Raw genomic sequence first — 25006 nt, 5'->3', positions numbered from 1 at the left:
TCACGCTTGAGTTTGGATTGCCACTGACTGCGGGCGTGCTCGTTAGTAGCGCGCCGCTAATTTGAATCGCTGTCGACTGCAGGCGTTAACGACGCGCTCTCGTCAGCGAACGCGTGTCCAACTTGAATCATCGCCGACTGCAAGTGTTGCAGGCGCCTTCACCGGCCGCGCATGTCCACTTTGAAACTTCGCTGACGGCAGGGGTTGCCGGCACTTGCACCAGCCGAACGCGCCTACTTTGAATCGTCGCCGACTGCGGGTGTTGTCGGTGTGCTCGCAAGCAGTGCATCGCTGTCGTCTTTCAGGCCGACGCCGGTCAGTCCCAAGCGCCTTGCATGTGTCAGCAGGTAGTGCAACTTGTGCGCGGCCACCGGGTAGTCCAACCCCTCTGGACGCACGTTCGAAATACAGTTGCGTTGCGCATCGCTGCAGCCCACCTTAGGGGCGTAAGTCAGGTAGATGCCGAGGCTATCGGGCGAACTCAAGCCTGGACGCTCGCCGATCAGCATCACGATCAGTTTGGCGTCGAGCAGTTCGCCGATTTCGTCACCGAGCGCAACACGGGCCTGACGCGCGACGACGACAGGGCCGATCTTCCAATCAGCCAGGCGTGGAATGACCGCTTTCAGCAGCGGGATCGATTGCTTCGAGGCAGCGAATGCAGAGAGGCCGTCGGCGATGACAAAAACCACTTCCGGTGAATCGACCGTGAGTTGCCCGAGCGCTACACGGCTCTCATCGCTTAAACGCCTGCCGAGATCCGGACGCCGCAAATAATGCTCGCGATCAGGCGCGGCACTATGCACATCCAGCGTGCTGAAACTTTGTGCGCGCAGTTGTTCGTGCAGTACGTCCGTATCGAGCGGATGATGCACGGCGTCGCGCGCCTGCGCATGCGACAGGTTGAACGCCAGCAACGGTGCCGTCGGCAAGCTGTTGCCCGCGCGCCCCAACGCGATGCGTGCATTGGTGAACTGGCGCAGCGCATTCCAGGGGTTCTTTTCAAGGAAGTCGCTCATGCGATCCCCATCCAGTCATTCGCACCTTCCAGCAGCGGTTGCTGTAGCGATGCACTGAGCAACGCGCCGCGTGCGTCGGTGATCTGCATCGACTCCAGCCATTCTTCGAATTCCGGTGCGCGGCGCAAGCCGAGCACATCGCGTACGTAAAGGGCGTCGTGGAAGGACGTGCTTTGATAGTTGAGCATGACATCGTCCGCGCCCGGAATGCCCATGATGAAGTTGATGCCCGCCACGCCCAATAGCGTGAGCAGGTTATCCATGTCGTCCTGATCGGCTTCGGCGTGATTTGTATAGCAGATGTCGCAGCCCATCGGCACGCCAAGCAGCTTGCCGCAGAAGTGATCTTCAAGACCCGCGCGTGTGATCTGCTTGCCGTCGTACAGATACTCCGGTCCGATGAAGCCGACCACCGTGTTAACCAGAAACGGATTGAACTTGCGCGCGACCGCATAGGCGCGCACTTCGCACGTCTGTTGATCGACGCCGAAATGCGCGTCGGCGGACAATGCGCTGCCCTGCCCGGTTTCAAAATACATCAGGTTATTGCCGACGGTGCCGCGTTTCAGCGACAACCCTGCTTCATACGCTTCCTGCAACAACGCAAGCGAAATACCGAAACCGGCGTTCGCTTTCTCCGTACCCGCAACCGACTGAAACACCAGATCGACCGGCGCGCCTTTCTCAATCGCCGAAATCGTGTTGGTGACGTGGGTCAGCACACACGATTGCGTCGGCACCTGATAGCGCTGGCGGAAGTCGTCGATCATCAGCATCAACTTGGTGATCGCCGCGAGATTGTCGCTGGCCGGATTAATGCCGATCATCGCGTCGCCGCAACCGTACATCAGGCCGTCGAGCATCGACGCGGCGATACCTTTGACATCGTCAGTCGGATGATTCGGTTGCAGGCGCACCGACATGCGACCCGGCAAACCGACCGTATTGCGAAAGCGCGTAATCACCGGACGTTTACGCGCCGCCGCGATCAGATCCTGATTGCGCATCAGCTTCGAAACGGCCGCCACCATCTCCGGCGTGAGGCCGGCGGTAATACGCGTGAGTGCATCGGTATCGGTCGTGCTGCTCAGCAGCCAGTTGCGGAAATCGCCGACCGTCAGATGCGAGATCTCAGCGAACGCTTGCGGCGAGTGATCGTCGATCACCAAACGCGTGACCTCGTCGCTTTCGTACGGGATCAATGCCTCGTTGAGAAACGTGCGCAGCGGCACCTGCGCGAGCGCCATCTTGGCCGCGACGCGTTCTTCTTCGCTCGCCGCCGCGACGCCCGCGAGCTGATCGCCCGAACGTTGCGGACTGGCTTTCGCCATCAACGTTTTCAGGTCGGCGAAACGGTAAGTGCGGCTGCCGATTGTCTCGGTGTAGCTCATCTCTACGACTCCATCGCCGCTGCTTGCGCAGCGGCTCGATCCGTCACTCTTCGAGCAAAGCGTCCGACGGCGCCGCTTCGCGTTGATGGCGCGTCAACAGGAAGTAGACATAGCCGAGCGCGAGGAAAATCGCGAACACGATGGCCACCAGGAAATTGAAGTAAACCATCGTTGCCAGACAAATCACCGCGGCCACCAGCGCGAACGCCGGAAAGAACGGAAACAGCGGCGCTCGGAACGGGCGTTCCATGTTCGGATCCGAGCGGCGCAGCTTGAACAGCGACAACATGCTGATGATATACATCACGATAGCGCCAAATACGGACATCGTCACGATGTTCGCTGTCAGCGTCTGACCGCCGAACTGGATCAGCTCGTCGCTGTAGATCGCGGCGATGCCGACCACGCCACCCGCGATGATCGCGCGATGCGGCGTCTTGAAGCGCGGATGCACCTTGGCGAGCCATTCCGGCAGATACCCCGCGCGAGCCAGCGCGAAGATCTGACGGGAGTAGCCGAGGATGATGCCGTGAAACGACGCGACGAGCCCGAACAGGCCGAGCCACACGAGCATATGCATCCAGCCGCTATGTTCGCCGACGATAAATTTCATGGCTTGCGGCAGCGGATCGTTGATGTTCGCCAGCTTGGTCCAGTCGCCGGCAGCCCCTGCGAACACCATCACGCCGACTGCGAGCACGACCAAGGTCAGAATGCCGGCGACGTAGGCGATCGGAATCGAACGTTTCGGATTCTTGGCTTCTTCGGCGGCCATCGCCACGCCTTCGATCGCGAGGAAAAACCAGATGGCGAAGGGAATCGCCGCGAACATGCCGTGGAACGAGCCCATGCTGAAGGTGTCCGCGCCCGACCAACCGCCCTTTGTGAAGTTCGACCACTGGAAGCCGGGCGACACGACGCCCATGAACACCAGCAATTCGAAGATCGCGAGCAGCGTCACGCACAACTCGAAGGCCGCGGCGATCTGCACACCGACGATATTCAGCGCCATGAAGACGAGATACGCGCCCATTGCCGCGTGTTTCGGTTCGAGACCAGGAAACTGTACGTGCAGGTAGGCGCCGATCGCGAGTGCAATAGCAGGCGGCGCAAAGACGAATTCGACTAAAGTCGCCGCGCCCGCCAGATAGCCGCCGGTCGGACCGAAGGCGTGACGTGCGTAGGCGAACGGGCCACCCGCATGCGGAATCGACGTGGTGAGCTCGGTGAAACTGAAAATGAAGGTGGTGTACATCGCGGCAATAAACACCGCCGTGATGACGAAGCCCAGCGTGCCGGCGCTTGCCCAGCCGTAGCTCCAGCCGAAGTATTCGCCGGAAATGACCAGACCGACCGCGATCCCCCACAGTTGCCACGTGCCGAGCGTCTGCTTCAACTCGTGATGCGTGACTTTACCGACGTGCTGACTTTTGGACTCTGATTTCATCGGGCGCTCCCTGATGTTGCCGCTTGCCTTGCGCCGCAAGGCTTTGCGGTGCGTAGGCGGATAGGCTTCAGCCGATGGTAGTGAGCCATTATTCGAGGTGTTATCGAAATTCGGCAAAGTTCGAGGGTGGGTCTGTCAGTGAATGCTTAACTCCGTTCGTGCGTGTTTTGGCGAAGTTCGCAGGATTTGGTAAATGGGGACGTGATACTTTGGTTCCTGTCCATTCAGCAATCTTTCCCAGGTCGGTTACTTAATCATGAACCAATCGGACAATCGGGCTCGCTACGAAACTCGGCTGGGCCGCGTGCTGGACCATATATACGATCATCTCGACGAACCGCTGGAAATCGATCGTTTAGCGGAAATTGCCTGCATGTCGCCGTATCACTGGCATCGCATCTTTCAGGCGATGTATGGCGAGACAGTCGCGACGACCGTGCGTCGCTTGCGACTGCATCGCGCGGCGGGATATCTGGCGAATGGCTCGATGCCGATCGCGGAGATTGCCGAGCGCTCGGGCTATAGCAGTTTGCAGTCTTTCTCTCGCACCTTTCGCGCGGTGTTCGGCATTCCGCCGGCGCAGTATCGCAAGCAGGGAACACATAGCCGGTTTCGTCCGGCGCTTTCAGGAGACGATCAAATGACGATGCGTGAAGTGGTGATTCGTCACGTGGAGCCGATGGAGGTTTTGTCGGTGGATCACGTTGGCCCGTATATGCAAATCGGCAAGGCGTTCGATGGGTTGTTCGGTTGGCTGGCGAAACACAATTTGCTGGCGGGGCAGATGCGCATGATCGGGATTTACTACGACGATCCGGGTGTTGTTGCAGAGAATGCGTTGCGGTCGAGGGCTGGGGTGTTGTTGCCGCATCCGGTTCAGGCTTCGGTGACGGTGAGTCCGCCGGTTTCGGTCGCGCATGTGAAAGGCGGTGAGTACGCGGTGTTGCAGCACAAGGGGCCGTACAGCGATATGCGTGCGGCTTATGAGTGGTTGTATGGGACGTGGCTCGTGCAATCGGGACGTGAAGCGGCGGATGCACCGGTGTTCGAGGAGTATCTGAATAGCCCGAAAGAGACTGCGCCTGCGGAGCTGCTGACGGAGATTTGTTTGCCACTGGTTTGATGGTTTTTGCTTGGTTCGCTGTGTTCTGCCTGCTTTGTGCTTGCTTGTGCAGCGGGTTCGCGGTTGCCTCTCTGGTTTTTATAGTCTTTGTATATGTATACGTAGTAATAGTTAACAAGCCTCGCACCTGGCTGTGGATAACTTGAATCTTCGTTTACGGATCAACGGACTGCAGAATCCATAACCCTGCGGAGCGTGGGCGAACAGGAGCAAGGAGCCAGGGAAAACTTTTGACTGACCTGGCGAGGTCGCCGGTTTATCAAAGTTTCGCCCACAACGTGTCAGGTGGGTTGTACAAAAGTTGTCCAGAGGGGGGTGTGGATAAGTGGGGCTATTCGCGTAGCGATCAATCCGCTAACTCGTACGACGTGCTGCGGCCCCCTGCTGCTGATTTTTTCAGCACTCCGAATGCGACCAGTTCGCTGATGTCGCGCAATGCGGTATCAGGTGAACACTTTGCAATCGCTGCCCACTTGCTGCTGGTCAACTTGCCGTTAAAACCGTCGAGCAGACGACTCAGCAGTTTGATTTGCCGCTCGTTGAACGGCGTGCTCGCCCAGCGCTGCCAGAGGCGCGCCTTGGACAACACAACGTTCAGCGTGAGTTGGGCGTGATCGATTGCTCGATGCAATACATCGAGGAACCATGCCAGCCACTCGGTGATATCGAGTTCACCCTTTTGCGTGCGCTCGAGAATGTCGTAGTAGTCTTTCCGCTCACGCTGGATCTGTGCCGACAAACTGTAGAAGCGCTCTGGGCTGCCGTCAGCGCGCGCCAGCAGCAGATCGCCAATGGCCCGTGCAATGCGGCCGTTGCCATCGTCGAAAGGATGCAGCGTAACGAACCAGAGGTGAGCGAGCCCAGCCTTGAGCATCGGTTGATCGGCCGTGTCGGTATTCAGCCAGGCTAGAAACCGGTTCACCTCCGTTTCCAGCCGTGCTGCGGGCGGCGCCTCGAAGTGGACTTTCTGACGCCCGATCGGACCGGAAACAACTTGCATCGGCCCTTTGGAATCGTCGCGCCAGTTGGCAACAGTGATCCGGGACATACCGCTGAACCCGGTCGGAAAAAGCGCAGCGTGCCATCCAAACAGGCGCTCTTTCGACACCTCGGCGGAGCAATTCAGGGTGGCGTCGAGCACCATTTCGACAACGCCTTCAACGTAGCGGTCGACTGGCGCGAGCGCGCCAATATCGACACCGAGCTTGCGTGCTATTGACGACCGCACCGACGCGACATTGAGTTGTTCGCCCTCTATTTCGCTGGTTTTGACGACGTCTTCGGTAAGCGCGACAAGACTGGCCTCGCTGCGCAACGCCAGGCCCACATCCGCAAGACGCCCGAACAGTAGCCCTTGAGCTCGGGACACCTCCGCGAGCGGAGCCGCAAGGCGTGACAAGTCATAGCACCATGCGGGCCATTCCCAGATGTACAACCAATCTCCGCGATTCATGCGGAGATTATGACCCATTTTCTCCGCAGGTTCAAATCATTCTCCGCAAAAATTGCGGTGAATAATGGCGCTATTCGCCGCTTGGGGCCGTCGGCTCTTCCTGCGCAACCGATTTTTCAAGCAGATTAGGGGTTTGATGTGGCGAAGTTGGGGGATAGCTTTATATGCGGCAAAGTCTTCAACGCAGTCGCCCGCCGAGACTCACAAAGCATCGGCGGCGAAACGCGCTAGACTATCATTCGCGTTTCGCGTGCCCCGATCGCTGCCCGCCCGCTTTCCCACCCTTGCACCATGAACTTCGACTATTCCACGCTCGACGCCTTACGCCAGAACCATCCGGCATGGCGGTTGCTGCGCTCGGACCACGCGCCGCTCGTGGCGAGCTTTCTGAATCGAACATTCGTGGCACCCAATGTCCGCGTGATATCGCAAGCGGACCTGGCCGAAGCGCTGGAAGACGAACTGTATGCATTGCGCGAGCGACTTGGTCCCACTGCCTTTCCGAAGGCACGGTTGTGATACTTCTGCGCGATTGCTTCAACTACAGGCACAAGGCCGTGCGCTTCAATCGCCAGACGCGAATGGTGTACGCCTTCCGGCACAACGGGCCGGGCGGAGTAATCGCGGTACCTTGGGACAAGGCGTTTTTCTACCCGCACCGGTTGCCTTCCAATGGGCTGGCGGGGGGAGCGCCAACACTGATGCGGTGCTTTGTCCTTGACGACGCCGGAAAGAAAATCGTCAACACGTTCACTCACTCCGCCGTCACCGACTTCGCCATATTCCACGTTTTTGCCGGTGTCAGTTAGGACCGCATCAACCTCCATCGCCGCCTGGAGTCTTTCGGAGGCGCTGAGCGCCTGCGTCTATCTACAAGAAGCGCATTCGCTACAGCAGCAAACCGAGTCACCCCGACTACGATGCTCTGGCGACCAACGAAGCCGCTGGGCGTGAGCTGGACGATGCTGTCGCAGGCTGCATGCTTCCCAAAATCTCAGGTTATGGCTCCCGCTACAACCTTGTAGCGAGACCCATAACCCGAGAAATTGCGCCTTATGGGACAAGGGTTTCGCGCTGGGGGCGAACGCATAATGCGAGAAAGTGGACGCATAAACTGAGAACAACCGTCCGGGGCCGTCTCCGACATGTACGGGGGTTCACAACGGGACGGGTCCTCTCCCATCAGCAGCCGTCGCTCAGGTTTGTATTGAGAGCCGCAAAAAATTGCGCTTCAGATAAAGCAATTTTGGCAATTTTCGCTCGTGAGAGAACCATCTCGATGCACGTCCGCCATCAAGAAATGTCCAAGTTTCTGAGCTTGGCCTGCTAACGCACCAAGCGAACAGCGATGGCCATTTAACGAAGCGATTACCGAGTAAGCCGCTCTCTAGTCCGTCTCGAGCCAGTGCTTTCGGTGGCTGGTCGAGGCGTCGGCGTCCGCCCGTCGCAACCCGACCTGGAGGGCACTCATGAAATCGCCCCGCCTCTGTCTCGCCTGTGGCAGCGCGTTCCTGCCGCTGGCGCATGTTCCCCATCAGCGTTACTGCTCGTCGGAAGCTTGCCAGCGCGCTCGTCGACGCGACTGGCAGAACCACCGGCTCCGTATCGACCGCGACTATCGCGACAACCAGGCCCGGGCCCAGGCGCGATGGCGCGCAGGCCACTCAAGCTATTGGCGCGAATATCGAGCTGCACATCCGGCGTATCGAGAGCGCAACAGCAGCATGCAGCGGATGCGCAATGCACGACGGAGTTTCAAGCCGATTGCAAAGATGGATGTCGTCGAACTCCCTCGGCCGCTGGGCTCTGGCTTCTACGTGCTGCGTCATGCGGATGATGCCGGCGCCGCAAAAATGGACGTGTGGACCGTCCACATAGCCGTGCTGTCTGCGCCGACAGCACCGCCCATATGATTGCAAAGAGATGACGTGATACACATTGGCGTCGGGCCTGCTACCTTTGCCTTGTCACCGTTCGTTTTCAAACGCCACCGCCTGATGTGAATCCACGGCGTTCGCATTTGGGGCTCCCCTTGCGCTCGGTGCCTACCGCGTGTTTGTGTCTGAGTTGCGGAGCGGAGAATGTCATTCAATAACGCGGGTGCAGCAGTCGTAGCCGGCTCCCCGGCAGGACGGGCAGCTGAGTACGTCCGCATGTCGACCGAACACCAGCAGTATTCGACCGAGAACCAGCGCGACCGAATTCGAGACTACGCAACCCGCCGCGGATTCGAAATCGTCCGCACATATGCCGATGAGGGTAAAAGCGGTCTTCGAATCGACGGTCGCCTGGCACTTCAAAATCTCATCTCCGATGTCGCGAATGGCAAGGCCGATTTCTGCGTAATCCTCGTCTATGACGTGAGTCGCTGGGGGCGATTCCAGGATGCCGACGAGAGCGCGTATTACGAGTACATCTGCCGCCGTGCTGGCATCCAGGTTGCGTACTGCGCCGAGCAGTTCGAGAACGACGGGTCGCCTGTCTCGACCATCGTGAAAGGGGTAAAGCGCGCAATGGCTGGCGAGTACAGCCGAGAATTGTCCGCGAAAGTATTCGCCGGCCAGTGCCGTTTAATTGAGATGGGCTTCCGGCAAGGAGGCCCAGCCGGTTACGGGCTACGCCGCGTATTGGTCGATGAACACGGTCTCATGAAGGCGGAACTGCGCCGCGGCGAACATAAAAGCCTGCAGACGGAGCGGATAATCCTCATGCCGGGGCCGGAAAGCGAGGTGCGAACCGTCAATCTAATCTACAACTGGTTTATCGACGAGTCGCTCGACGAATACGAAATCGCGGCTCGCCTGAACGGCATGAACGTGCGGACTGACCTTGACCGGGAGTGGACACGAGCAACGGTGCGGGAAGTATTGACCAACGAGAAATACATCGGCAACAACGTATACAACCGGGTGTCGTTCAAGCTGAAGAAGATGCGGGTGACCAACACACCGGACATGTGGATTCGAAAGGAGGGGGCATTTCAGGCAATTGTGCCAAGCGAAACGTTCTACACGGCCCAGGGCATCATGAGGGCAAGAGCGCGTCACTACTCGAACGAGGAGCTAATCGAGCGACTGCGTAACCTGTTCCGCAGTCGCGGTTTTCTGTCCGGCGTCGTGATTGATGAAACAGATGGCATGCCTTCTACGTCGGTCTATGTGTACCGATTCGGCAGTTTAATTCGTGCCTATCAGACAGTCGGTTTTACCCCCGGCCGAGATTATCGATACATTGAGACCAACCGCTTCCTGCGACGACTGCATCCGGAAATCATTGCGCAGACGGAGAGGAAAATCTCGGATTTGGGCGGCACGGTGATACGCGACCCGGCAACCGACCTTCTGACGGTCAACGACGAATTCACGGCGTGCATCGTGCTCGCGCGCTGCCAGGCGCATGACAATGGCCGCAATCATTGGAAGGTGCGATTTGATGCAAGCCTCCTGCCGGACATCACTGTTGCGGTACGGCTCGACCAGACGAATGCTTCGGCGCTGGACTACTACCTGTTGCCACGTCTGGATTTTGGGCAACCGCGTATTCACCTCGCCGACCAGAATCCAATCGAGTTTGAGAGCTATCGCTTTGATACGCTGGACTACCTCTATGGCATGGCCGAGCGCGCCCGCCTCCGGAGAGTAGCGTGAACTCGCGGCAGCAGCCCGGCGAAATCCGGATGGTCCCCGTCTCCCAGATTGAAGTTATCAATCCGCGAGAACGTAACGCTCGAGTTTTCCATGAAATCGTCGACAACATCAAGACCATCGGCCTCAAGAAACCTATCGTGGTCACGCCGCGAGCAACGGCCAGCGGCATAGAAAAGTACCTCCTTGTGTGCGGCGAGGGGCGATTGAAGGCATTCCGCTCGCTCGGAGAAGCGACTATTCCCGCACTCGTGGTGAGCGTCAGCGATGAGGACGCGTTCGTAATGAGTCTGACTGAGAACATCGCGCGCAGACAGTGTCGCCCACTCGAACGGCTCGCCGGCATTCGGCAATTACAGGAGCAGGGATATGCGCCGAAGGTTATTGCCGAAAAAACAGGTCTCACACCGGCTTACGTTCACGGCATCCTCACACTGCTGCATCAGGGAGAAGAGAGGCTTGTGGTTGCAGTAGAGAAAGGCCTCGTTCCCCTGAATGCCGCCCTCATGATTGTTGGCGCCGGCGACGACGACGCTGAAATACAAGCAGCGCTCCAGGAGGCCTACGAGTCGGGAAAATTGCGGGGCAAGCAACTGATGAGCGCTCGCCGCGTCATCGAGCGCAGAAAGGCACTCGGGCGAAGCACTGCGCACAATATGACCAGCAAGTCTGCCGCCGTCACGACATCGAGTCTCGTGCGGACGTATGAGCGCGAGGTAGAACGTCAGAAATCCATGGTCAGAAAAGCCGAATTCACACAACAGCGGTTGCTGTTTGTCGTCGGTGCGTTGAGGCAACTGTTCGTCGATGAGAACTTTATCAACCTCTTGCGCGCGGAGGGACTGGCCAGTCTGCCGAAGTATCTTGCCGAACGCGTTTGGCCAACCGGGAGTGCCACATGACTGGCGTAACCCTTGGATTCATCCCCGAGCCATTGTCGGTGCTGGTCTCCAGCATCTTGCCATCGCGCAGAATACCGGCGCCCGTGGTCGAATCGCGTAAATTCAAGCAGATACGAACCTCCATTGAGGAAGTAGGTCTCATCGAACCGCTCTCTGTAACGCCTGCGGACCAGTCTTCCGGCCAGCATGTTCTACTGGATGGGCATCTACGCTTGCTTGCCATCCAGGACTTGGGGTACGAGCGGGCTGCCTGCCTTGTCGCGACCGATGACGAGAGCTACACCTATAACAACCGGGTCAATCGCCTCTCGACAGTCCAGGAGCACTATATGATTCGGCGTGTAATTGACAGAGGCGTATCGCCCGAACGATTGGCGAAAGCTCTTTCTGTGGATGTATCCCAGATTATAAAGAAGATGTCTCTGCTCGACGGCGTATGCCCAGAGGCGGCTGAACTTCTCGGAGACCGGCAGTTCTCGCCGGAGCTTGTTCGCGCTATTCGCAAAATGAAGCCCACGCGGCAGGTCGAATGCGTTGAGCTGATGGTGGCCGCGAACAATGTGTCTGTCTCCTACGCCGAGGCATTGTTGGTGGCTACGCCTGCAGCACGGCTTGTAGAGGGAAAGAAGCCACGCAAACTGACCGGCGTTAGCCCGGAGCAGATGGCAAAAATGGAGCGGGAGATGAGCAATCTGCAGGGGCAGTACAAGCTCGTTGAACAGAATTACGGTCAAGACGTGTTGAATCTGGTGCTTGCGAAAGGATATCTCGCCAAGCTCCTCGAAAACGATTCTGCACGTAAATACGTTGCCCAACGCCATCCGGATTTGATGGTGGAGTTCGAGTCCATCATTGCAACCATTTCTCTCGACCAGCAGCAATTCAGCGCGGTCCTCTAGCCGAACCCTGACATCGTGGCTGCTACGGCGGCAGCGCGTTCCGACAGCATAGAGAGGCCACAACCTCAGGCTTGAGCCATTGCGGTCGACGCTGAATTGCCGCAAGCGGCCTCTATCTCGGTCGGCCATACTGGCTCCCGGCTCGTCAGTTGCGCGATGTAGTGCAGTATCGACAACACGAATATTGGGCCCGAAAGCAGGATAGTGAGACAGCGCATGACGCCGCCAGCGCTGCCAACAGCCCCGATGCCGTAGAACCAGACGCTCATTGACGCTCGCAGAGACGGGCCGCGCGGAAGATACCGCTCGACCTTCGGTAGCGCGCCCGGGCCCTGTTCCATGTACCGCCGGATGAACTCGAAGTTCGCCTGAACCTGATAGAGGACCTGTTTGCCAATTGGAGTTGCCTCGTCTGCGCCGTTCACCGTACGGGCACCGAAGCTGAACGTGTTGACGATTTTTTTTCCAGCGTCGTCAAGAACAAGGCAACGCATCAGGGTTGGCGCCCCCCCGGCCAGCCCGTTGGAAGGCAGTCGGTGCGGGTAGAAAAACGCCTTGTCCCAAGGTACCGCGATTATGCCGCCCGGCCCGTTGTGCCGGAAGGCGTACACCATGCGCGTCTGGCGATTGAAGCGCACAGCCTTGTGGCGGTAGTTGAAGCAATCACGAAGCAGTACCGCGACGGTGAGCACGCAGCAAAGCACCGTAATCGCGACGAAAACCCACATGCCGGCACTGAACATCCCCTGTTCACCGTTCCTGACCATGGCCGGCGTATCGACAATCGCACTCTGAGCGGCTTCCGCAGTGAGGAAAGCAAATGCCGGGAAACAAAGCAGGAAGGCAAGAACGCCCCAACCAACCTGCGAATACGAGCCGTCACAAACCTCCAGGTACACATCGTTCATGCTGAACACGGTATTGGCGTCGGCAGCCTCGTCCGCGACCGGTTTTCGAACGTCTATGCGCCGTGCCGCCTCATCCTCGTCAACCGCACGATTCAAGGCCACCCTGGTCATGTAGTCATACGGCATATTTTCTCGCCTATGATGGAATTGCTCGCATGAAGCAACAAAGTGTCGTCCTACCCGACAGTGCGTAGCGGTTGTTTCGACTCCTTCTTATCGGACCGGTAGGGAGGCCGTGCAGCGACTTGACGTAAATGCTCACTGCTACGCACCGCTCAACAGACGCAACCTGCGTGCTTGCCTGGGAAGAACAATGTAGAGTGCGGCGGCTGCCTGGATGAGGAGTCCTAGCAATTTGCATGGTAAGGCGTAGCTCGTACCGTTGAGCGGCGACATGGCGAGGTTGACTGGTATCGACGCAACGATAGTCTATCCCGTCGTCGTAAGCCCCAGCGTAACAGCCTGCCAGAACGTCAGTCTGTCGGGGGCAGTCAACCTCTGCGCAATAAACCCTCGACGCACCGTGTAACCAATGAATGGCAGACAGACCACAAAGCAGATTGGCGCGACCACAGCCAGTGCAATCAAGACGGACTCAATCAAGGGATACTGCCCTCGGTCCCGCTGGAATACCCATAGGGCGGCAAGTCCAAGGCCAAGCCCCCAGAGTGCCAAGGTGAACAGCAGTTGCCGCCATAGGCACGACCACCATACAGTCAGGCGTCGACCTAGACCCATAGTCGGAAGCATCCTGAATATTTTCTCTCTCCTGCCGGAAACTATGTGCATCCACTGACGAGTTGTCAGCGTTTTTTTGCCGATATTTCTGCGGGACCGTGAGTATCTATTCAAGAAGGAAGTCGGGTTTTGCCCCAGTCCCTTTTACCCTGGCAATCCGACTAGGCGAACGCATCATTTTGATATGACGGTCGTCACTAAGTCGATAGCGAGCCACGTGTCTGGGATGCAATGAGCTTGGGGTGGGGGTCGCAAGTGCATTTGCAGAGGTCATTTTCCAAAGCGACTTGCTTGCCCATCACTGATACGGAATGTGGCGTACCGTCAGTGATGATGACGCCTTCCTTGTCGCAGCTATGGCATTTGACAACGCCGCCGATATAAGCCAGCGGCTTCCCGTCCAGTGATGACCCACTTATGCCGTCCATCACGACGCCGTTACGGTCAGTTGTGTCGCCTTGGACAATGAATCTACGTCCCATGCTTCATCTCCGTGAGCAATGTTTTTGCTGGCGGCGTCGCGTTAGGTTCGCGTCGGCGCCTCCCTTCATGCGTCAGAGCAGCCAGACGCAACGTCCGCGCCGCTCGTTAAGCAATGCCCTTCCGTATCGGGTTGAGCGGCGAAGGCTCAAACCTTCATCGGCTCGCCGAAGCCCGTCCCTTCGCAGTCCCGCAAAACGTCGCTAGGCCACGCGGGCTGGCGACTTGTAAGCTGACCGATGTAATGCAGAATTGCCGTAATAAACACAAATCCACTGAACATTCGGATGAGGCGATGCGCCTGAGGATTACCCTCCCGCACCAATTCCCTGTCCGTGCGCGTCCAGATTTTGAACGAATTGGCAAGAGAAACGTGCGTCGGAACGAGGTCCGGTACCGGGAGGTCTGTTGGCCCCTTCTCCATGTACTGGCGGATATATTCAAACTGGTCCGAAAGCCCCTTGACGATATCGCGCCCCGTGGGCGTGGATTCATCCAGGAAACTAGTAACCCTGCTACCAACGGAGAATGACTGGACTACGTTGCTGTTCGCATCAAGGACGTGACACCGGATAAGGTACGGGGTGACGCGCGAGACCGTGTCTTTACGACGCTTCTCGACAAAGAAAAAGGCCTTGTCCCAAGGGACTGCGATAACTCCCTTTGCACCGGCACCCCTGTAGGCGTAGACCATCCGATTTTGGCGGTTGAAGCGAATCGGGGTGCGTGTCCAAGTAAAATTTTCTTGGAGAAAGGCCCAGATAGTGATGCCCAACAGACCAAGAATTGCGACAAGTATGAGACCCATGCCGACCATTACCGCCGTCAACGTGGCATCGCGTGCGACCGTGTCCGGGATATGCGTCATGTCATAGATTTGACCGAACAAAATGTACAACCCAAAGGGAATCAGGAAAAGGCACGCATAGGTCAGCATGCCCCGCTGGCCAAAGAGCGAATTTGTACTTTCCAGAAACACATCACTCATCGAAAATACCGAGAAGTTGTCCCTCGGTGTATCGCTGGCTGGCGCATCCACGCGCAACTGGCGCTGTCTTTCTTCGTCTGTCAGGGGCCGATTCAGCTTAACCCAGAGACTTCCTTCCAATGCCATAGCGATTCCTCTTAAGCCCCAAGGCCGTTGTATGCTTTCAATTCTTCGGCCATTGTCTCGTAGTGCCCCTCTTTGCCCTTCTTATTTGTACCGAAGTAGCTACGACCCAGGAATTCGGTCAACTCCCGCTCTTTCATCCACAAGATTAACAATCCTATTGCGATAAGGAACAGGGTAAGCGGAAGAACCGCGAAGGCCAATGCTTCAACTGAGGCCGCAATGGCGAGCGCAAATCCCCCAATCGCGGAAGCCCGATAAGCGAGCGAAAGCACTACATGCCCCTCCTTCCACTGGTCCTTGGCGTTTTGCCAGTCGTACCACGCGCCGAGAAGTGCCGCCGGCGCTGCGAGCCACTTTGCTGCGTAAAGGAATTTGCCGCTGGCTTCGCCCGACAGGATTTTCGGGAGAGAAAATTCCAATGTCTTGGCAGCTTCGATTGACTTGCCCGCGACCTGACAGAGGCTGCCGAGGAAATTGCCTATCGACGCGTAATATTTGCGCTCTGCCTCCTCACTGTTGAAGTGGGTTGACTTCGCAAGGTCTTTGGATGAGAAGCGGAAGTTGATAAGGGAGAACACTGCACCGATGGCATTAGCTCCGACCTCGCCACCAATGAATTTACGAAAGGTCGGGACAAACGTTTTCTCGACCGTGTCTTCCGTTAGCAGAATGCGGTTGCCGGGCGCTATGACCTGATGAGCAGCTTCCGCGTTCGTCATTGCAGCCTTGTCGAATGTCTTCAGCTGCGCGTCATCGATTACGATGAACTGCGGAACGGTCGTGACCTTGCCTGCGTCGCTCTTCGTGGTGAACTGCTCATAGAGCGACTTTTTGAGCGAACTCATACTGGGGCGTTTGTCGGGCGGCATAAGCTCCCACATCTGCCGCGCATAAAACGATATCCATTGACTCTGAGTTCCCTGCACGGGCCGGTAGATGACCTGGTGGCCGGTCCGGGCCGCCGTGAACAGCACCAGCGTCTTGGCGGCGAGCGTGTCCACCCCGTCGGCGATAGTCTTCGCAATTGGCGCACCCAGCTCATAAATCAACGCGGCGCCACTGTTGTAGAGTCGGGGAAGCGCCGAGCGCTTAGGGTCCTCGACGTTCTGGGCGGCTCGGTAGAAAGACTCAATGGTTTTGGCAGCTGTTTCTCGAAGTTCTGCGTACGGGTAGTCACCTGCGGAAAGCACGTGGTCAACGTTCGGCTGGTGGTTGAGCGCAAGTGCGCGCAACATGATGTTAGTCGGGTCGCTGACCTTGCCTTGAGCCCACTTAAGCATAAGGTCGAAAGCTTCCTTGCGTGCCGACGCCCCCTCCACGCAGCGCAGGAAGCTGTTCTGATAGTCAATCCCAGTTAGCAGGTTCTGTTCGTCATAGTCGAACTGGAATACTGCAGTGAGTGGGTCGGATTGCATCCAGGCGGCATGGTCCTCGGACAGCGGATTGAGCGTGCTCTTCTCTTCACCAAGGACATCAGACTTCATCTTGTTGTCGAAATCGGTCATGGCGGGCTCGCTGACCGCCTTGGCATACTCCTCCCACGCGTTCTCCTTCACCTTGCCCACGTTAGCTGCCACATTTGCGTGCAGCTCGTCAATCTGACGCTGGGCAGTTTTACCGCCATCGAACAGCGAGATGAGCGCGTTGTTTTCCATTATCTGGCCGTCCTGCATATCGGCGGCGGCCTGTTCACTTTTCACCGCTCCGACTTCAACGGCTTCCTTGAGCTGCCGGACCGTATCGCGTGACCAGCTTCCCCATTCGTACTCGCTCATCATCGCGCCGAACGCGTAGCGACTCTCCTGATTCAATTCCTGAGCGATGCCAATCGGGTCCCATAGGGCGAAGACAGCGCCCTTACCAGGGGCCAGGCTATCCATCGCCGTGTTGAGGGCAGCGTATTCATGCGCTCGCTCGTGATAGGGAAACGGACTCACAACCAGCGCACTGGCCGCACCACCTTTGTATTCCGTGACCCACTTGTTGACTTCCTTTGCTGACGCAGCGTGTGGAAAGCCACCGCCGGGTTTCGCGAACCAACCCGCTGCATTGAACGGCTGCATGCGCTTGTCTCTGCAGCCCTTGGTATTAGCTGCATAACGGTCACGCACTGCCTTGGTCCAGCTTACGTCAGAGAATGCGAGATAAACCGTTCCGGCTTTGTCTGCGTTTTCGATGGTGATGCATTGCGCAAGCTCCGGATGTCCCGTCTGCTTACATGTAAATGGTTTTTCGAGCGTCCGGTCAAGCGGCTTGTCGAGCGGAAAGCCATACACGTAACCTTCGGCGGTCACGGCATAGCCCTGCCACTTATTCGTCTTGGGGTAAAACACATAGATGAACCCATATCGCATGGTTCGCAGGGTATAGCGAGCCTTCTTATGAGCGACGTCAAGCACCTTCGCTCCAAAATTGCCGCCCATCAACACCGGGACACCGTTCAGACCGTGTGCGCGAGTAGCCGCAACAGCCGAATACCTCACAGGCAAAATTGGCAGCCCTTTCTTCAGGCACATGTTGCACTGGCCGGTCGTCGATGAACTCGAAGCGACGGCTGACTGCGTAATGGAAGATACGCTCTGGAAGTTCGAGTCAAGCAGCATAAAAAGTCCCTGCGCTGTTCTTGTTAGGGATGGTCATCACAAATACTGGACGCTTTCTTGGGCGATACGCTTCCAGTCGTCGTCATTCCACTGTGCTACCGCATACGAATACGGCGTATCGTGCAGTCCGGCGAGCACCGCCTGTATACGAGGATGTCTGTCAAAGTCAGGCGTGGTGAGAATTCCGTGAAGCGCGAATACTCCCTGGTCTTCCGTTGGAAGACCATACTGTTCCGCTTTCATGAGTTGACGGTTCATAGCGCGGGGCAAGTCTGGCGGTAGCTCGGGATATTGGGCGCGCAGGGGCTCAAGCGTTCGTTCGATAAGAGCAATACGTGCGATGTCGCGGTATTGCTGGTCCGAAACCAGAAGGCGAGAGCTCTCTTCGCCGGGCGAAAAACGCCGAGTGGCCCAGCCTGTGTGCTGGTCGAAGTACGACCAGACCGAAACGGGTCCCATCAGGGTGGCGACCTGTGAAGAATCCAGCATCCATTGGAGATGAACGAATACTCTTGGGTCGTAATATCGGAACACTACCGAAACGTCGGGATTCTTCTGTAACAGAAGCGCCTCAGCGAGATGGTGGTGCAGCCGTTGCGTAGTGGCCGATGACTCGAAAATCGCGCAGATGGTTGGTGCATACCCGGCACGCGCTTCCCGCTCGATTTTCGTGCGAATTGCTGACAACTGCTTTGTCGGATGCTCGAGCCTGTAGAGCTGCGGAGCTACGCCGGCGAGTGCAGGTCGCCCCTGGGGGACCAACTCGCCGAGTTCGTACGGGAATGGATACGGGAGGTCTTCAATGTTTCCATTGTTGGGCTCAACAATGATGTACGTATAGTTGCTCATCTGTTACTCGACCAGTGATGCGCCGGCTTGTGCAGCTGAGGCGAACTGTGATGCGCAGGAGGCCGATGCCGGTACCGAATTGGAAGCCGACTCACCCTGAGGCCCAGCGAAGCTGTGAGATGCGCCTTTGAAGTCGAGTGCGCCAGGCGCGTGCACGGAGATGTTCCCGCCAGAAATCTTGATTACCGCACCTCCAGCGGAAAGCGTAATTTCCTTTTGCGCGACGACCGACACCGCATCCGAGGTCGATATCACTTTGACCGTTTTATCTGCTGTCAACTCGATATTGTCGGAGAGCGCCATGACCTGGACTTTCCCCTTCCCGGCGAACAGCTTCATCCCAGCGGTCTGGGCGAAGAGACTAATCTTTTCGCCGACGCTTGCGATGAACGATTTGGTGGCGGCTACGTGTGTGTTGGCTCCACTGACAAGATTGACGTGGTCGGTGGCTGCAGCGTGAATGGACTTCATGGAAGTAAGGCCGATGCCAACGGGACTGCCTAATAGCATGACGGGTTCGGAGAATCCGTTGGCTGTACCCGCGCCGCCTCCGGCCGTATTGCCGCTGGTTGCACTGCCCGAGATGTCCTGCTTCGTCGCATTGGTAAAGGCTTGCAGGTCGGAGTGAGCGTCCGTCAAATCTTCCGCCTGCACAGCCTTGGCCGCATCGGAGCGAATCTCGACCACGTTTGTCGATTCGGTCAGATGCTCATTTGCCTCGCTAACATCGAGCGGCTGGCTTGCAGAGCCGCCTCGAGCGAAGGTCGACACGAAGATGCCTTTGCCAGCCCGCACCGAGCCATACGCCTCAGTCTTGAGGTCAAACCCGCTTCCCAGAAACGAGCCGCGCGAATTGCCTTGCTGGTCGATGAGATAACCGAGATGTAAGTAGCTCTGAGCCGTGCTGCTGAAAAGCTGTGCACGGTTCTGGCCCGTTGAATCATCCATGACGAGCTGGTTGTAGCCTGTGCCCTGAAATTCCTTCGATTTGTAACCCGACAGCAAGCCGTTGGAATGCCATTGCGGCGTCTGCTGCCCGTTGAACAGACTTCCGCTGACGACCGGGCGGTCACAATCGCCGTCCAGGTAGACGATTCCCACTTCATGTCCCACACGTGGGACAAATACACCGCCGAGCGTTCCGCCGGCATTTGGTGACATGACGCGCAGCCAGCATGAAGCCTTTTCATCGCCGCCGTTCTGCCGGTCCCAGTGCATCAGCACCTTGACTCGATTAAGGCTGTCCGTGAACACTTCCTCTTGATTCGGGCCGACCACTGTCGCGGTCTGGGTATGCATCAGGGGCTTACGGTGTTCGAAGGGACTGCGAAAAGGAACGGTGCGTCGCTGCGTTTCCAGTTCGACGAGGAAGAAACCTTCGCCACCCAACGCGTCCTTTACATTGAAGACGTCCGACGAACCCGCGTGATATGAGCGAGCTTCAGCAAGTTGTGACTGGAGGCTGTGGCGGAACTGTGTTCCGGTCGAAACCGGCAGGTTGTTCTCGATGTACCAGGTCACGGCCAGAATCGCAAACTGACGATTTTCCGCACTGTCGGACGCGAGAGCGGTAGCGCCCTCGAGCTGGAACCAGCGTCCCACATCAGCTCGCCGTACGCTGCCCGCCGCAAAGAAACGCTTCGCGCGGGACTCCCATTCTTCCATCCGTATTTTTGACAAAGTGTCGCCACGAGCACTGTCGCCGTAGGTATATGCGCCTGTGTACTCGTAGACCTCGGCCTGGTCGGGCAGGTCGCCTTGCTTGTCAACTGTCGGCGTGGACAGCTCTTTATTGAAGGTTGGATTCTTATAGTCGAATGTGCGCGTGGTGTAGCTCACGCTCTGCAACGTGCGCGCTCCGCCCCACTGGACTATCGCATCTATTTCACTTCCAGCGCCTGCACGATAAAACGACACGTCTTGCGGAGCAAGGGCTTTAACGGTGAAGAGGTCGTCCGTGATGACCAGCGTGTGCGCTTTGCCGTCATCCGCCTGCTCAAAATAGCCGAAGAGACCTTCCGCTTCCATAATCCGATGCACGAAGTTCCAGTCGTCTTCATATTGAACGCAGAACGACCGCGGAGGTAGCTGGTTACGGAGGTCAAAGCGATAAGCGCCGCTTGACTGGGGATGCTCGCTGAATACCGCCGAGATTATGTCCTCTGCCGTCTTGTCCTGAAATATCCGCGCGTCGCTGCGAAATTTCAGGAAGTGCAACCACGACGAAAAGCTAATCTGGTAAAGCTGAACGCTGCCGTCGGAGCCCAGAAATCGCGCAGTATGAACGTAGCCATGACGCGGTAAATACGACGAGTCAGTCTGTTGAGTCCAGAGCGTCACCGGTTTCGCGATGAGGGATTTGAGCTCGATAGAATCTTTCAGGGAAGCGACATCGACAGTGAAGTCGTAGTTGCGTCCGATGCGTGAAGTGCCGACCACGCGGACTGGCACCAGCGTATTCCCCCCCAACGCAGTATCCAGCTTCAACAAGCGTCGAGATTGGTCCATCCCCGCGCCCAGCACCGTTGCCAGGTCATTTACCGTCATTTTCAGACTCCACCCCAGATTGCCACGCAGAATAATATGATGAAAAACTTTTCCAGACAATTTTTGTCAACGAACGCGTGCAATCAGTTTGCGATTCGGAATTATTTGCAGATGCGAGCATGAAAGGTAGCTTTTTCCGCTTTGGCGTTTATCTGCGCGGCGGGAGATAGCTTTGCTATGCGATGAACAGGCTGCGTTGATTGTCGCAGCAATCTCCCGCAAAAATTGAAATATCGAAGCGTCCGAATCATGGACAAACACAAATATCGCCCATACCGAGTACGCGCCGCGCTCCGACTGACACGCCATTTACGTTCCCAACCAACATTCGTTGCCCCATCCCGCACTTTATGAAAAAACAGTTTTCCGGGGCAACTGCCGATGAATGACACATGATGTTCACCTAAGCATCACTTTGAGATTGTTAAATATTGCAATCCACGGCAGCGATTTTCGTTTTTGATTCATAGTGCCTATGTTTTCAGCGGGTCATTGACAACAAGACTCCACAAGATTGAAAACGAGTACAACGCGTATGGATTTCATGGGCCAGCACCAGAATCAGTCGATTTGAGATTTTTATGCCAAATGAATAGAAAGAGAGGCGGTGGTGGTTATGTATCGACTAAGACATCCGCAAAGGCCACGCTTCTACCACCGACACTAGAAGCTGTCCGCTCGCTTTCACTACGCAATCACCTTGCGCTCACCGCATTACGAGCAGGCAGTGGAAACGGGCACCTGCTAAGCGACCTGATACGTGCGCTGTACCTAGCCTGGTATCTTCGTGAAGCAGGATTCGGAACGATTCACCACGCATTTTTTCCTGAAGCCGCAGAGGCGCTTGAGAGCAGCGCGGCGCGGGCGACAGCAGACGATGTCTGGCAGGTCAGTCCGGACGAAGCGGCGATTCTCGAACGGCTGCTGGCACTTCATGACGAGCAACTGGCGAATACGCCTGTCGGCGTCATGCTCGGGGCACAAAGGCGGCTATTGCGATTCGCAACGAGTGACCGGAAAACACCGTGGCAAGAGGCCGGCCGGTGACCGGGGAAGACGGGCGCGTGGCGCTCACGCGCGCTGTTCCGACCTTGCCGCGACAGCCGCTAAAATCGGCGCATCGAAAAGGACGGGGAAAATCATCATGCCTGCAAGAGGCGCCTCCGGCGCGATGACGCTGATAACGGAATACAACGTAGCGGGCAGCCCAATCCGCGTGCTGCGACTGGAATCTGCGACCGATGGAAGAGCCGTTCTGCTGCTGGAAGTCGATGAGCGCAAACCCGGCATACACCGCGAGGTGAGGTACGAGATAACGCCGTCGGAACTCATTGCCGTCATTCGAGCAAACGGGGCAGCGCTGCCAAGCAAACCGCACAACGACCGTCTCATCTCCGACCCGATGTGAGCGCCCTCCATGGGCGATAGGTACGTCGTTCAGCGCACTCTTTACGCCAAGGCGGCGGGCGGGTTCAATAATCTAGTGCTTGCGAAAAGACATCTCGCCGAGCTCCTCGAAAACGAATCTGTACGGCAATACGTTGCCCGACGCCATCCGGATATGATGGTGGCGTTCGAGCCCATCATTGCAACCATTTCTCTCGACCAGTAGCAATTCAGCCCGGTCCTCCAGGCGAACCTTGACATAGTGGCAGTCCGCATCGCGTGCGACGCGCCGCGAGATGAGCGCCATCGCTTCGACTTCTGCGCCCCGCAATGGCGATGTTGCATCCTTCCTTCGTTTTCGCTAAACCGCGCGCCCGTTTCGCGACGAACCACGCAGCAACGATGGCCAACGCCCTCGTGGACAGCTCCCAGCCAAGCTTTCGGCCCTCACCCATGAGGTCCCGGTGTTCTTCAGTGATACCCGTTTTACGATTGCTGTCTTTGGTCTCCTACCTGGTGAGTCGTCATTTTTGGGCTTCCATGCAAGAGATTCGCCTTGCGATACAACGTTGAAATTGTGGCAGCCATGTTTGGTCCGCGCAGAGTGTCTGCCCATGCCGGGCTAAGACAGTCGACCACACGGGCGACCGAGACACTCAGACTGGCCAATCAGCCCATAATCGGACAAACTCCATCGTAATTCGAGTTGTTTTCGGACAAACGATGGGTAACGGGCCGGTAATTCAGATAATTTTCGGCTAAACGTAGCGCCACATTATTCCGGCGTATTGCATGCGTTCCGGACAGTGCGGCGTATCATTTCGCTAATTTACGGACAAACTGGCCATCTCGGAACGGACGATGACGCTAAATTCGGACGTGAGCACGGCAGAGGTCTTCTTTTCCGGGGAAGACGAGGCTCAAGCGCGCGCGCTGCGCCGCCAGGTAGAGAGTGGCGCGTTCAGGCGCATTTACGCTGGCGTCTTCACGCAAAACCTGGACAGTCCACTCGAATCGGTCGTTACCCGAAACTGGGCGGCAATTGCAAGCCACCTGCTTCCGGGCGCAGTGATGGCGTACCGGTCTGCGTTGGAGCATCGTCCGGTTGACGGTGTCATCCACGTGCGCCGTGGGCGCACGCGTCGCACGCTCGCGCTGCCCGGACTTCTTGTCGAGGTGTATCCTGGAGCGGGACCGTTGCTCGAGCCGCCGGCGCCGGACGTTCCCTATCGCGGCATTTATTTGCCGAGCGAGGCACGGGGTTTCCTCGAGAACATGGCAACGGGACGCGGAGCTTCCGAGCGGGTGATGCATCAGGAAGCGGTTGAGCAACGGCTCGACAACATTCTCACCATCAGGGGCAAGTTCAAGCTTAACGACTTGCGAGAGTGCGCTCGGGTGGTCGCGGACAAGCTGGACATGCAACCGGCTTTCAAGCGTCTTGACGGTCTTATCGGCGCGCTGCTGGGCACACATGAACAGAAACACCTCAAAAGCAAACAAGCCTTGGCGAGAGCAGCAGGCAAGCCATATGACCCTGAGCGGCTCGACCTCTTTGATGCGTTGTTCGCGCAGTTGACCGCGAATGTGTTTCCGCACGTCGCAGACCCAGCGGCAGAAGGCAGGGCCATGGAGAATTTTGCTTTCTTCGAGGCATACTTTTCGAACTACATCGAAGGCACAACGTTCGAGGTAGCCGAAGCAGAGCAAATCGTTTTCGAGGGCGCCATTATTCAAGACCGTCCTGAGGACTCGCAAGATATTCTCGGAACATTCCATGTTGCGACTTCGGCTCCGTGGAGAAACAGGACCGCGCCGAACGCCGACCAGTTTCTCGCCTGGCTCAAAAACATCAATGCAATTGTGATGTCGGGCCGCCCCGACAAGTTGCCGGGACAGTGGAAGGAGCAAGCGAATCAGGCAGGGAACACGTATTTTGTTGCACCAGAACTGGTGCCGGGGACATTGAAAGAAGGGTACGAGCGCATTGCTGCACAGACGGACCCCGTGGCACGAGCGCTGATGACGATGTTCGTAGTGACGGAGGTTCATCCGTTCAAGGATGGCAACGGCCGTACGGCGCGACTGGCAATGAACGGCGCCTTAACGGAAGCCGGCCTTTGCCGCATTATTGTGCCTACCGTGTATCGCGAGGACTACCTGCTTCCCTTGAAGCGATTGTCAAATGACCGGGACGCGGGGCCATACATAAGGTCGATGACGCGCGCACAAGACTGGACCTCGCGATTCGACTATCGCCAGCCGCGGGCAGGCCTGAAGCAACAGCTCGAACTGAGCAACGCGTTTCAGGAAGACCTGAAGAACTACAGGCTGATTTTCCCTGAAAAGACGACTACGCCATAACTGAGCGAAGAACATAAACGCTGCTGACAAAAGCCCGCAATATCGACCAGAGCGTTGTGCGAAAAACTGCCCGTAAAACAAGGAAATTCTGGCGGATTCCGTGAAGAAGTGGCGCTCACGCGTATGGCGGACATCATGG

20 protein-coding genes and 1 pseudogene are annotated in these 25006 nt (G+C 57.2%); 10 read left to right on the top strand and 11 right to left on the bottom strand.

Annotation, left to right across the window (positions count from 1 at the left end; translation table 11 throughout):
• Positions 1–233 precede the first annotated feature (233 nt).
• From eutC to eat, 3 genes are read right to left on the bottom strand one after another with little or no spacing between them, the layout of a single operon-like run.
• Positions 234–1019 carry an ethanolamine ammonia-lyase subunit EutC gene (gene eutC / locus PQQ96_RS36750; protein WP_408301561.1) on the bottom strand — a complete coding sequence of 262 codons (786 nt, stop codon included), beginning with the start codon at positions 1017–1019 and terminating at the stop codon, positions 234–236.
• Positions 1016–2410 (bottom strand): ethanolamine ammonia-lyase subunit EutB, encoded by a 1395-nt coding sequence (locus tag PQQ96_RS36745; RefSeq protein WP_408301559.1) that lies wholly within the window; start codon positions 2408–2410, stop codon positions 1016–1018. The genes eutC and PQQ96_RS36745 overlap by 4 nt, the downstream gene beginning before the upstream one ends.
• A gap of 43 nt (positions 2411–2453) precedes the next feature.
• On the bottom strand, positions 2454–3857 hold the full coding sequence (gene eat / locus PQQ96_RS36740) for an ethanolamine permease (RefSeq protein ID WP_408301557.1): 1404 nt from the start codon (positions 3855–3857) through the stop codon (positions 2454–2456).
• A 256-nt stretch (positions 3858–4113) separates the two neighbouring features.
• Between eat and PQQ96_RS36735 the strand changes: the two genes are divergently transcribed.
• Positions 4114–4980 carry an AraC family transcriptional regulator gene (locus tag PQQ96_RS36735; protein WP_408301556.1) on the top strand — a complete coding sequence of 289 codons (867 nt, stop codon included), beginning with the start codon at positions 4114–4116 and terminating at the stop codon, positions 4978–4980.
• A gap of 346 nt (positions 4981–5326) precedes the next feature.
• On the opposite strand, the gene PQQ96_RS36730 is transcribed toward PQQ96_RS36735, so the two are convergent.
• Positions 5327–6433: a Fic family protein gene (locus tag PQQ96_RS36730; protein WP_408301554.1), complete on the bottom strand. Its 1107-nt coding sequence runs from the start codon at positions 6431–6433 to the stop codon at positions 5327–5329.
• A 291-nt stretch (positions 6434–6724) separates the two neighbouring features.
• On the opposite strand from PQQ96_RS36730, the pseudogene PQQ96_RS36725 reads away from it, so the two are divergent.
• The 6 genes and pseudogenes from PQQ96_RS36725 to PQQ96_RS36700 form a co-directional block, all read left to right on the top strand.
• Positions 6725–6943: pseudogene (locus PQQ96_RS36725) on the top strand (DUF3375 family protein); the annotation flags it as partial.
• Positions 6944–6948: 5 nt separating this feature from the next.
• Positions 6949–7242, top strand: a complete 294-nt coding sequence (locus PQQ96_RS36720; RefSeq protein ID WP_408301552.1) for a hypothetical protein — start codon at positions 6949–6951, stop codon at positions 7240–7242.
• A gap of 660 nt (positions 7243–7902) precedes the next feature.
• Positions 7903–8346: a hypothetical protein gene (locus PQQ96_RS36715; protein WP_408212266.1), complete on the top strand. Its 444-nt coding sequence runs from the start codon at positions 7903–7905 to the stop codon at positions 8344–8346.
• Between the two features lie 168 nt (positions 8347–8514).
• A complete protein-coding gene (locus PQQ96_RS36710) occupies positions 8515–10080 on the top strand; it encodes a recombinase family protein (protein WP_408212264.1) in 1566 nt (521 codons plus the stop codon).
• Positions 10077–10979, top strand: a complete 903-nt coding sequence (locus PQQ96_RS36705) for a ParB/RepB/Spo0J family partition protein (protein ID WP_097390858.1) — start codon at positions 10077–10079, stop codon at positions 10977–10979. The genes PQQ96_RS36710 and PQQ96_RS36705 overlap by 4 nt, the downstream gene beginning before the upstream one ends.
• Entirely contained in the window at positions 10976–11878 is a 903-nt protein-coding gene (locus PQQ96_RS36700) for a plasmid partitioning protein RepB C-terminal domain-containing protein (protein ID WP_097390857.1), read from the top strand. The genes PQQ96_RS36705 and PQQ96_RS36700 overlap by 4 nt, the downstream gene beginning before the upstream one ends.
• Before the next feature lie 65 nt (positions 11879–11943).
• On the opposite strand, the gene PQQ96_RS36695 is transcribed toward PQQ96_RS36700, so the two are convergent.
• From PQQ96_RS36695 to PQQ96_RS36670, 6 genes are all read right to left on the bottom strand, one after another.
• Entirely contained in the window at positions 11944–12912 is a 969-nt protein-coding gene (locus tag PQQ96_RS36695; RefSeq protein ID WP_408212260.1) for a DUF6708 domain-containing protein, read from the bottom strand.
• 809 nt (positions 12913–13721) lie between these two features.
• The gene (locus PQQ96_RS36690) at positions 13722–14006 is read right to left on the bottom strand and encodes a PAAR domain-containing protein (protein ID WP_408212257.1); all 285 of its coding nucleotides are present in this window, start codon (positions 14004–14006) and stop codon (positions 13722–13724) included.
• A gap of 146 nt (positions 14007–14152) precedes the next feature.
• Positions 14153–15118, bottom strand: a complete 966-nt coding sequence (locus tag PQQ96_RS36685) for a DUF6708 domain-containing protein (protein WP_408212254.1) — start codon at positions 15116–15118, stop codon at positions 14153–14155.
• An 11-nt stretch (positions 15119–15129) separates the two neighbouring features.
• Complete coding sequence (locus tag PQQ96_RS36680) at positions 15130–17721, bottom strand: T6SS effector BTH_I2691 family protein (protein ID WP_408212251.1); 2592 nt, start codon at positions 17719–17721, stop codon at positions 15130–15132.
• Between the two features lie 36 nt (positions 17722–17757).
• Entirely contained in the window at positions 17758–18570 is an 813-nt protein-coding gene (locus PQQ96_RS36675; protein WP_408212248.1) for a DUF4123 domain-containing protein, read from the bottom strand.
• 3 nt (positions 18571–18573) lie between these two features.
• A complete protein-coding gene (locus PQQ96_RS36670) occupies positions 18574–21117 on the bottom strand; it encodes a type VI secretion system Vgr family protein (protein ID WP_408212246.1) in 2544 nt (847 codons plus the stop codon).
• Positions 21118–21576: 459 nt separating this feature from the next.
• On the opposite strand from PQQ96_RS36670, the gene PQQ96_RS36665 reads away from it, so the two are divergent.
• Positions 21577–22164, top strand: coding sequence for a hypothetical protein (locus tag PQQ96_RS36665; protein WP_408212243.1), 588 nt, complete (start codon positions 21577–21579; stop codon positions 22162–22164).
• A gap of 97 nt (positions 22165–22261) precedes the next feature.
• A complete protein-coding gene (locus PQQ96_RS36660; RefSeq protein ID WP_408212240.1) occupies positions 22262–22525 on the top strand; it encodes a hypothetical protein in 264 nt (87 codons plus the stop codon).
• Positions 22526–22597: 72 nt separating this feature from the next.
• Here the strand turns inward: PQQ96_RS36660 and PQQ96_RS36655 are convergent, their stop codons facing one another.
• On the bottom strand, positions 22598–22810 hold the full coding sequence (locus PQQ96_RS36655) for a hypothetical protein (RefSeq protein ID WP_408212237.1): 213 nt from the start codon (positions 22808–22810) through the stop codon (positions 22598–22600).
• A 572-nt stretch (positions 22811–23382) separates the two neighbouring features.
• Here PQQ96_RS36655 and PQQ96_RS36650 point away from each other — a divergent pair.
• The gene (locus PQQ96_RS36650; RefSeq protein WP_408301547.1) at positions 23383–24867 is read left to right on the top strand and encodes a Fic family protein; all 1485 of its coding nucleotides are present in this window, start codon (positions 23383–23385) and stop codon (positions 24865–24867) included.
• Positions 24868–25006 lie beyond the last annotated feature (139 nt).

Source organism: Paraburkholderia sediminicola, from assembly GCF_046027825.1.
Lineage (GTDB): Bacteria > Pseudomonadota > Gammaproteobacteria > Burkholderiales > Burkholderiaceae > Paraburkholderia > Paraburkholderia sediminicola_D.
The sequence above is the reverse complement of the archived record's forward strand: the minus strand, read 5'-3'. Positions and strand labels throughout refer to the sequence as shown.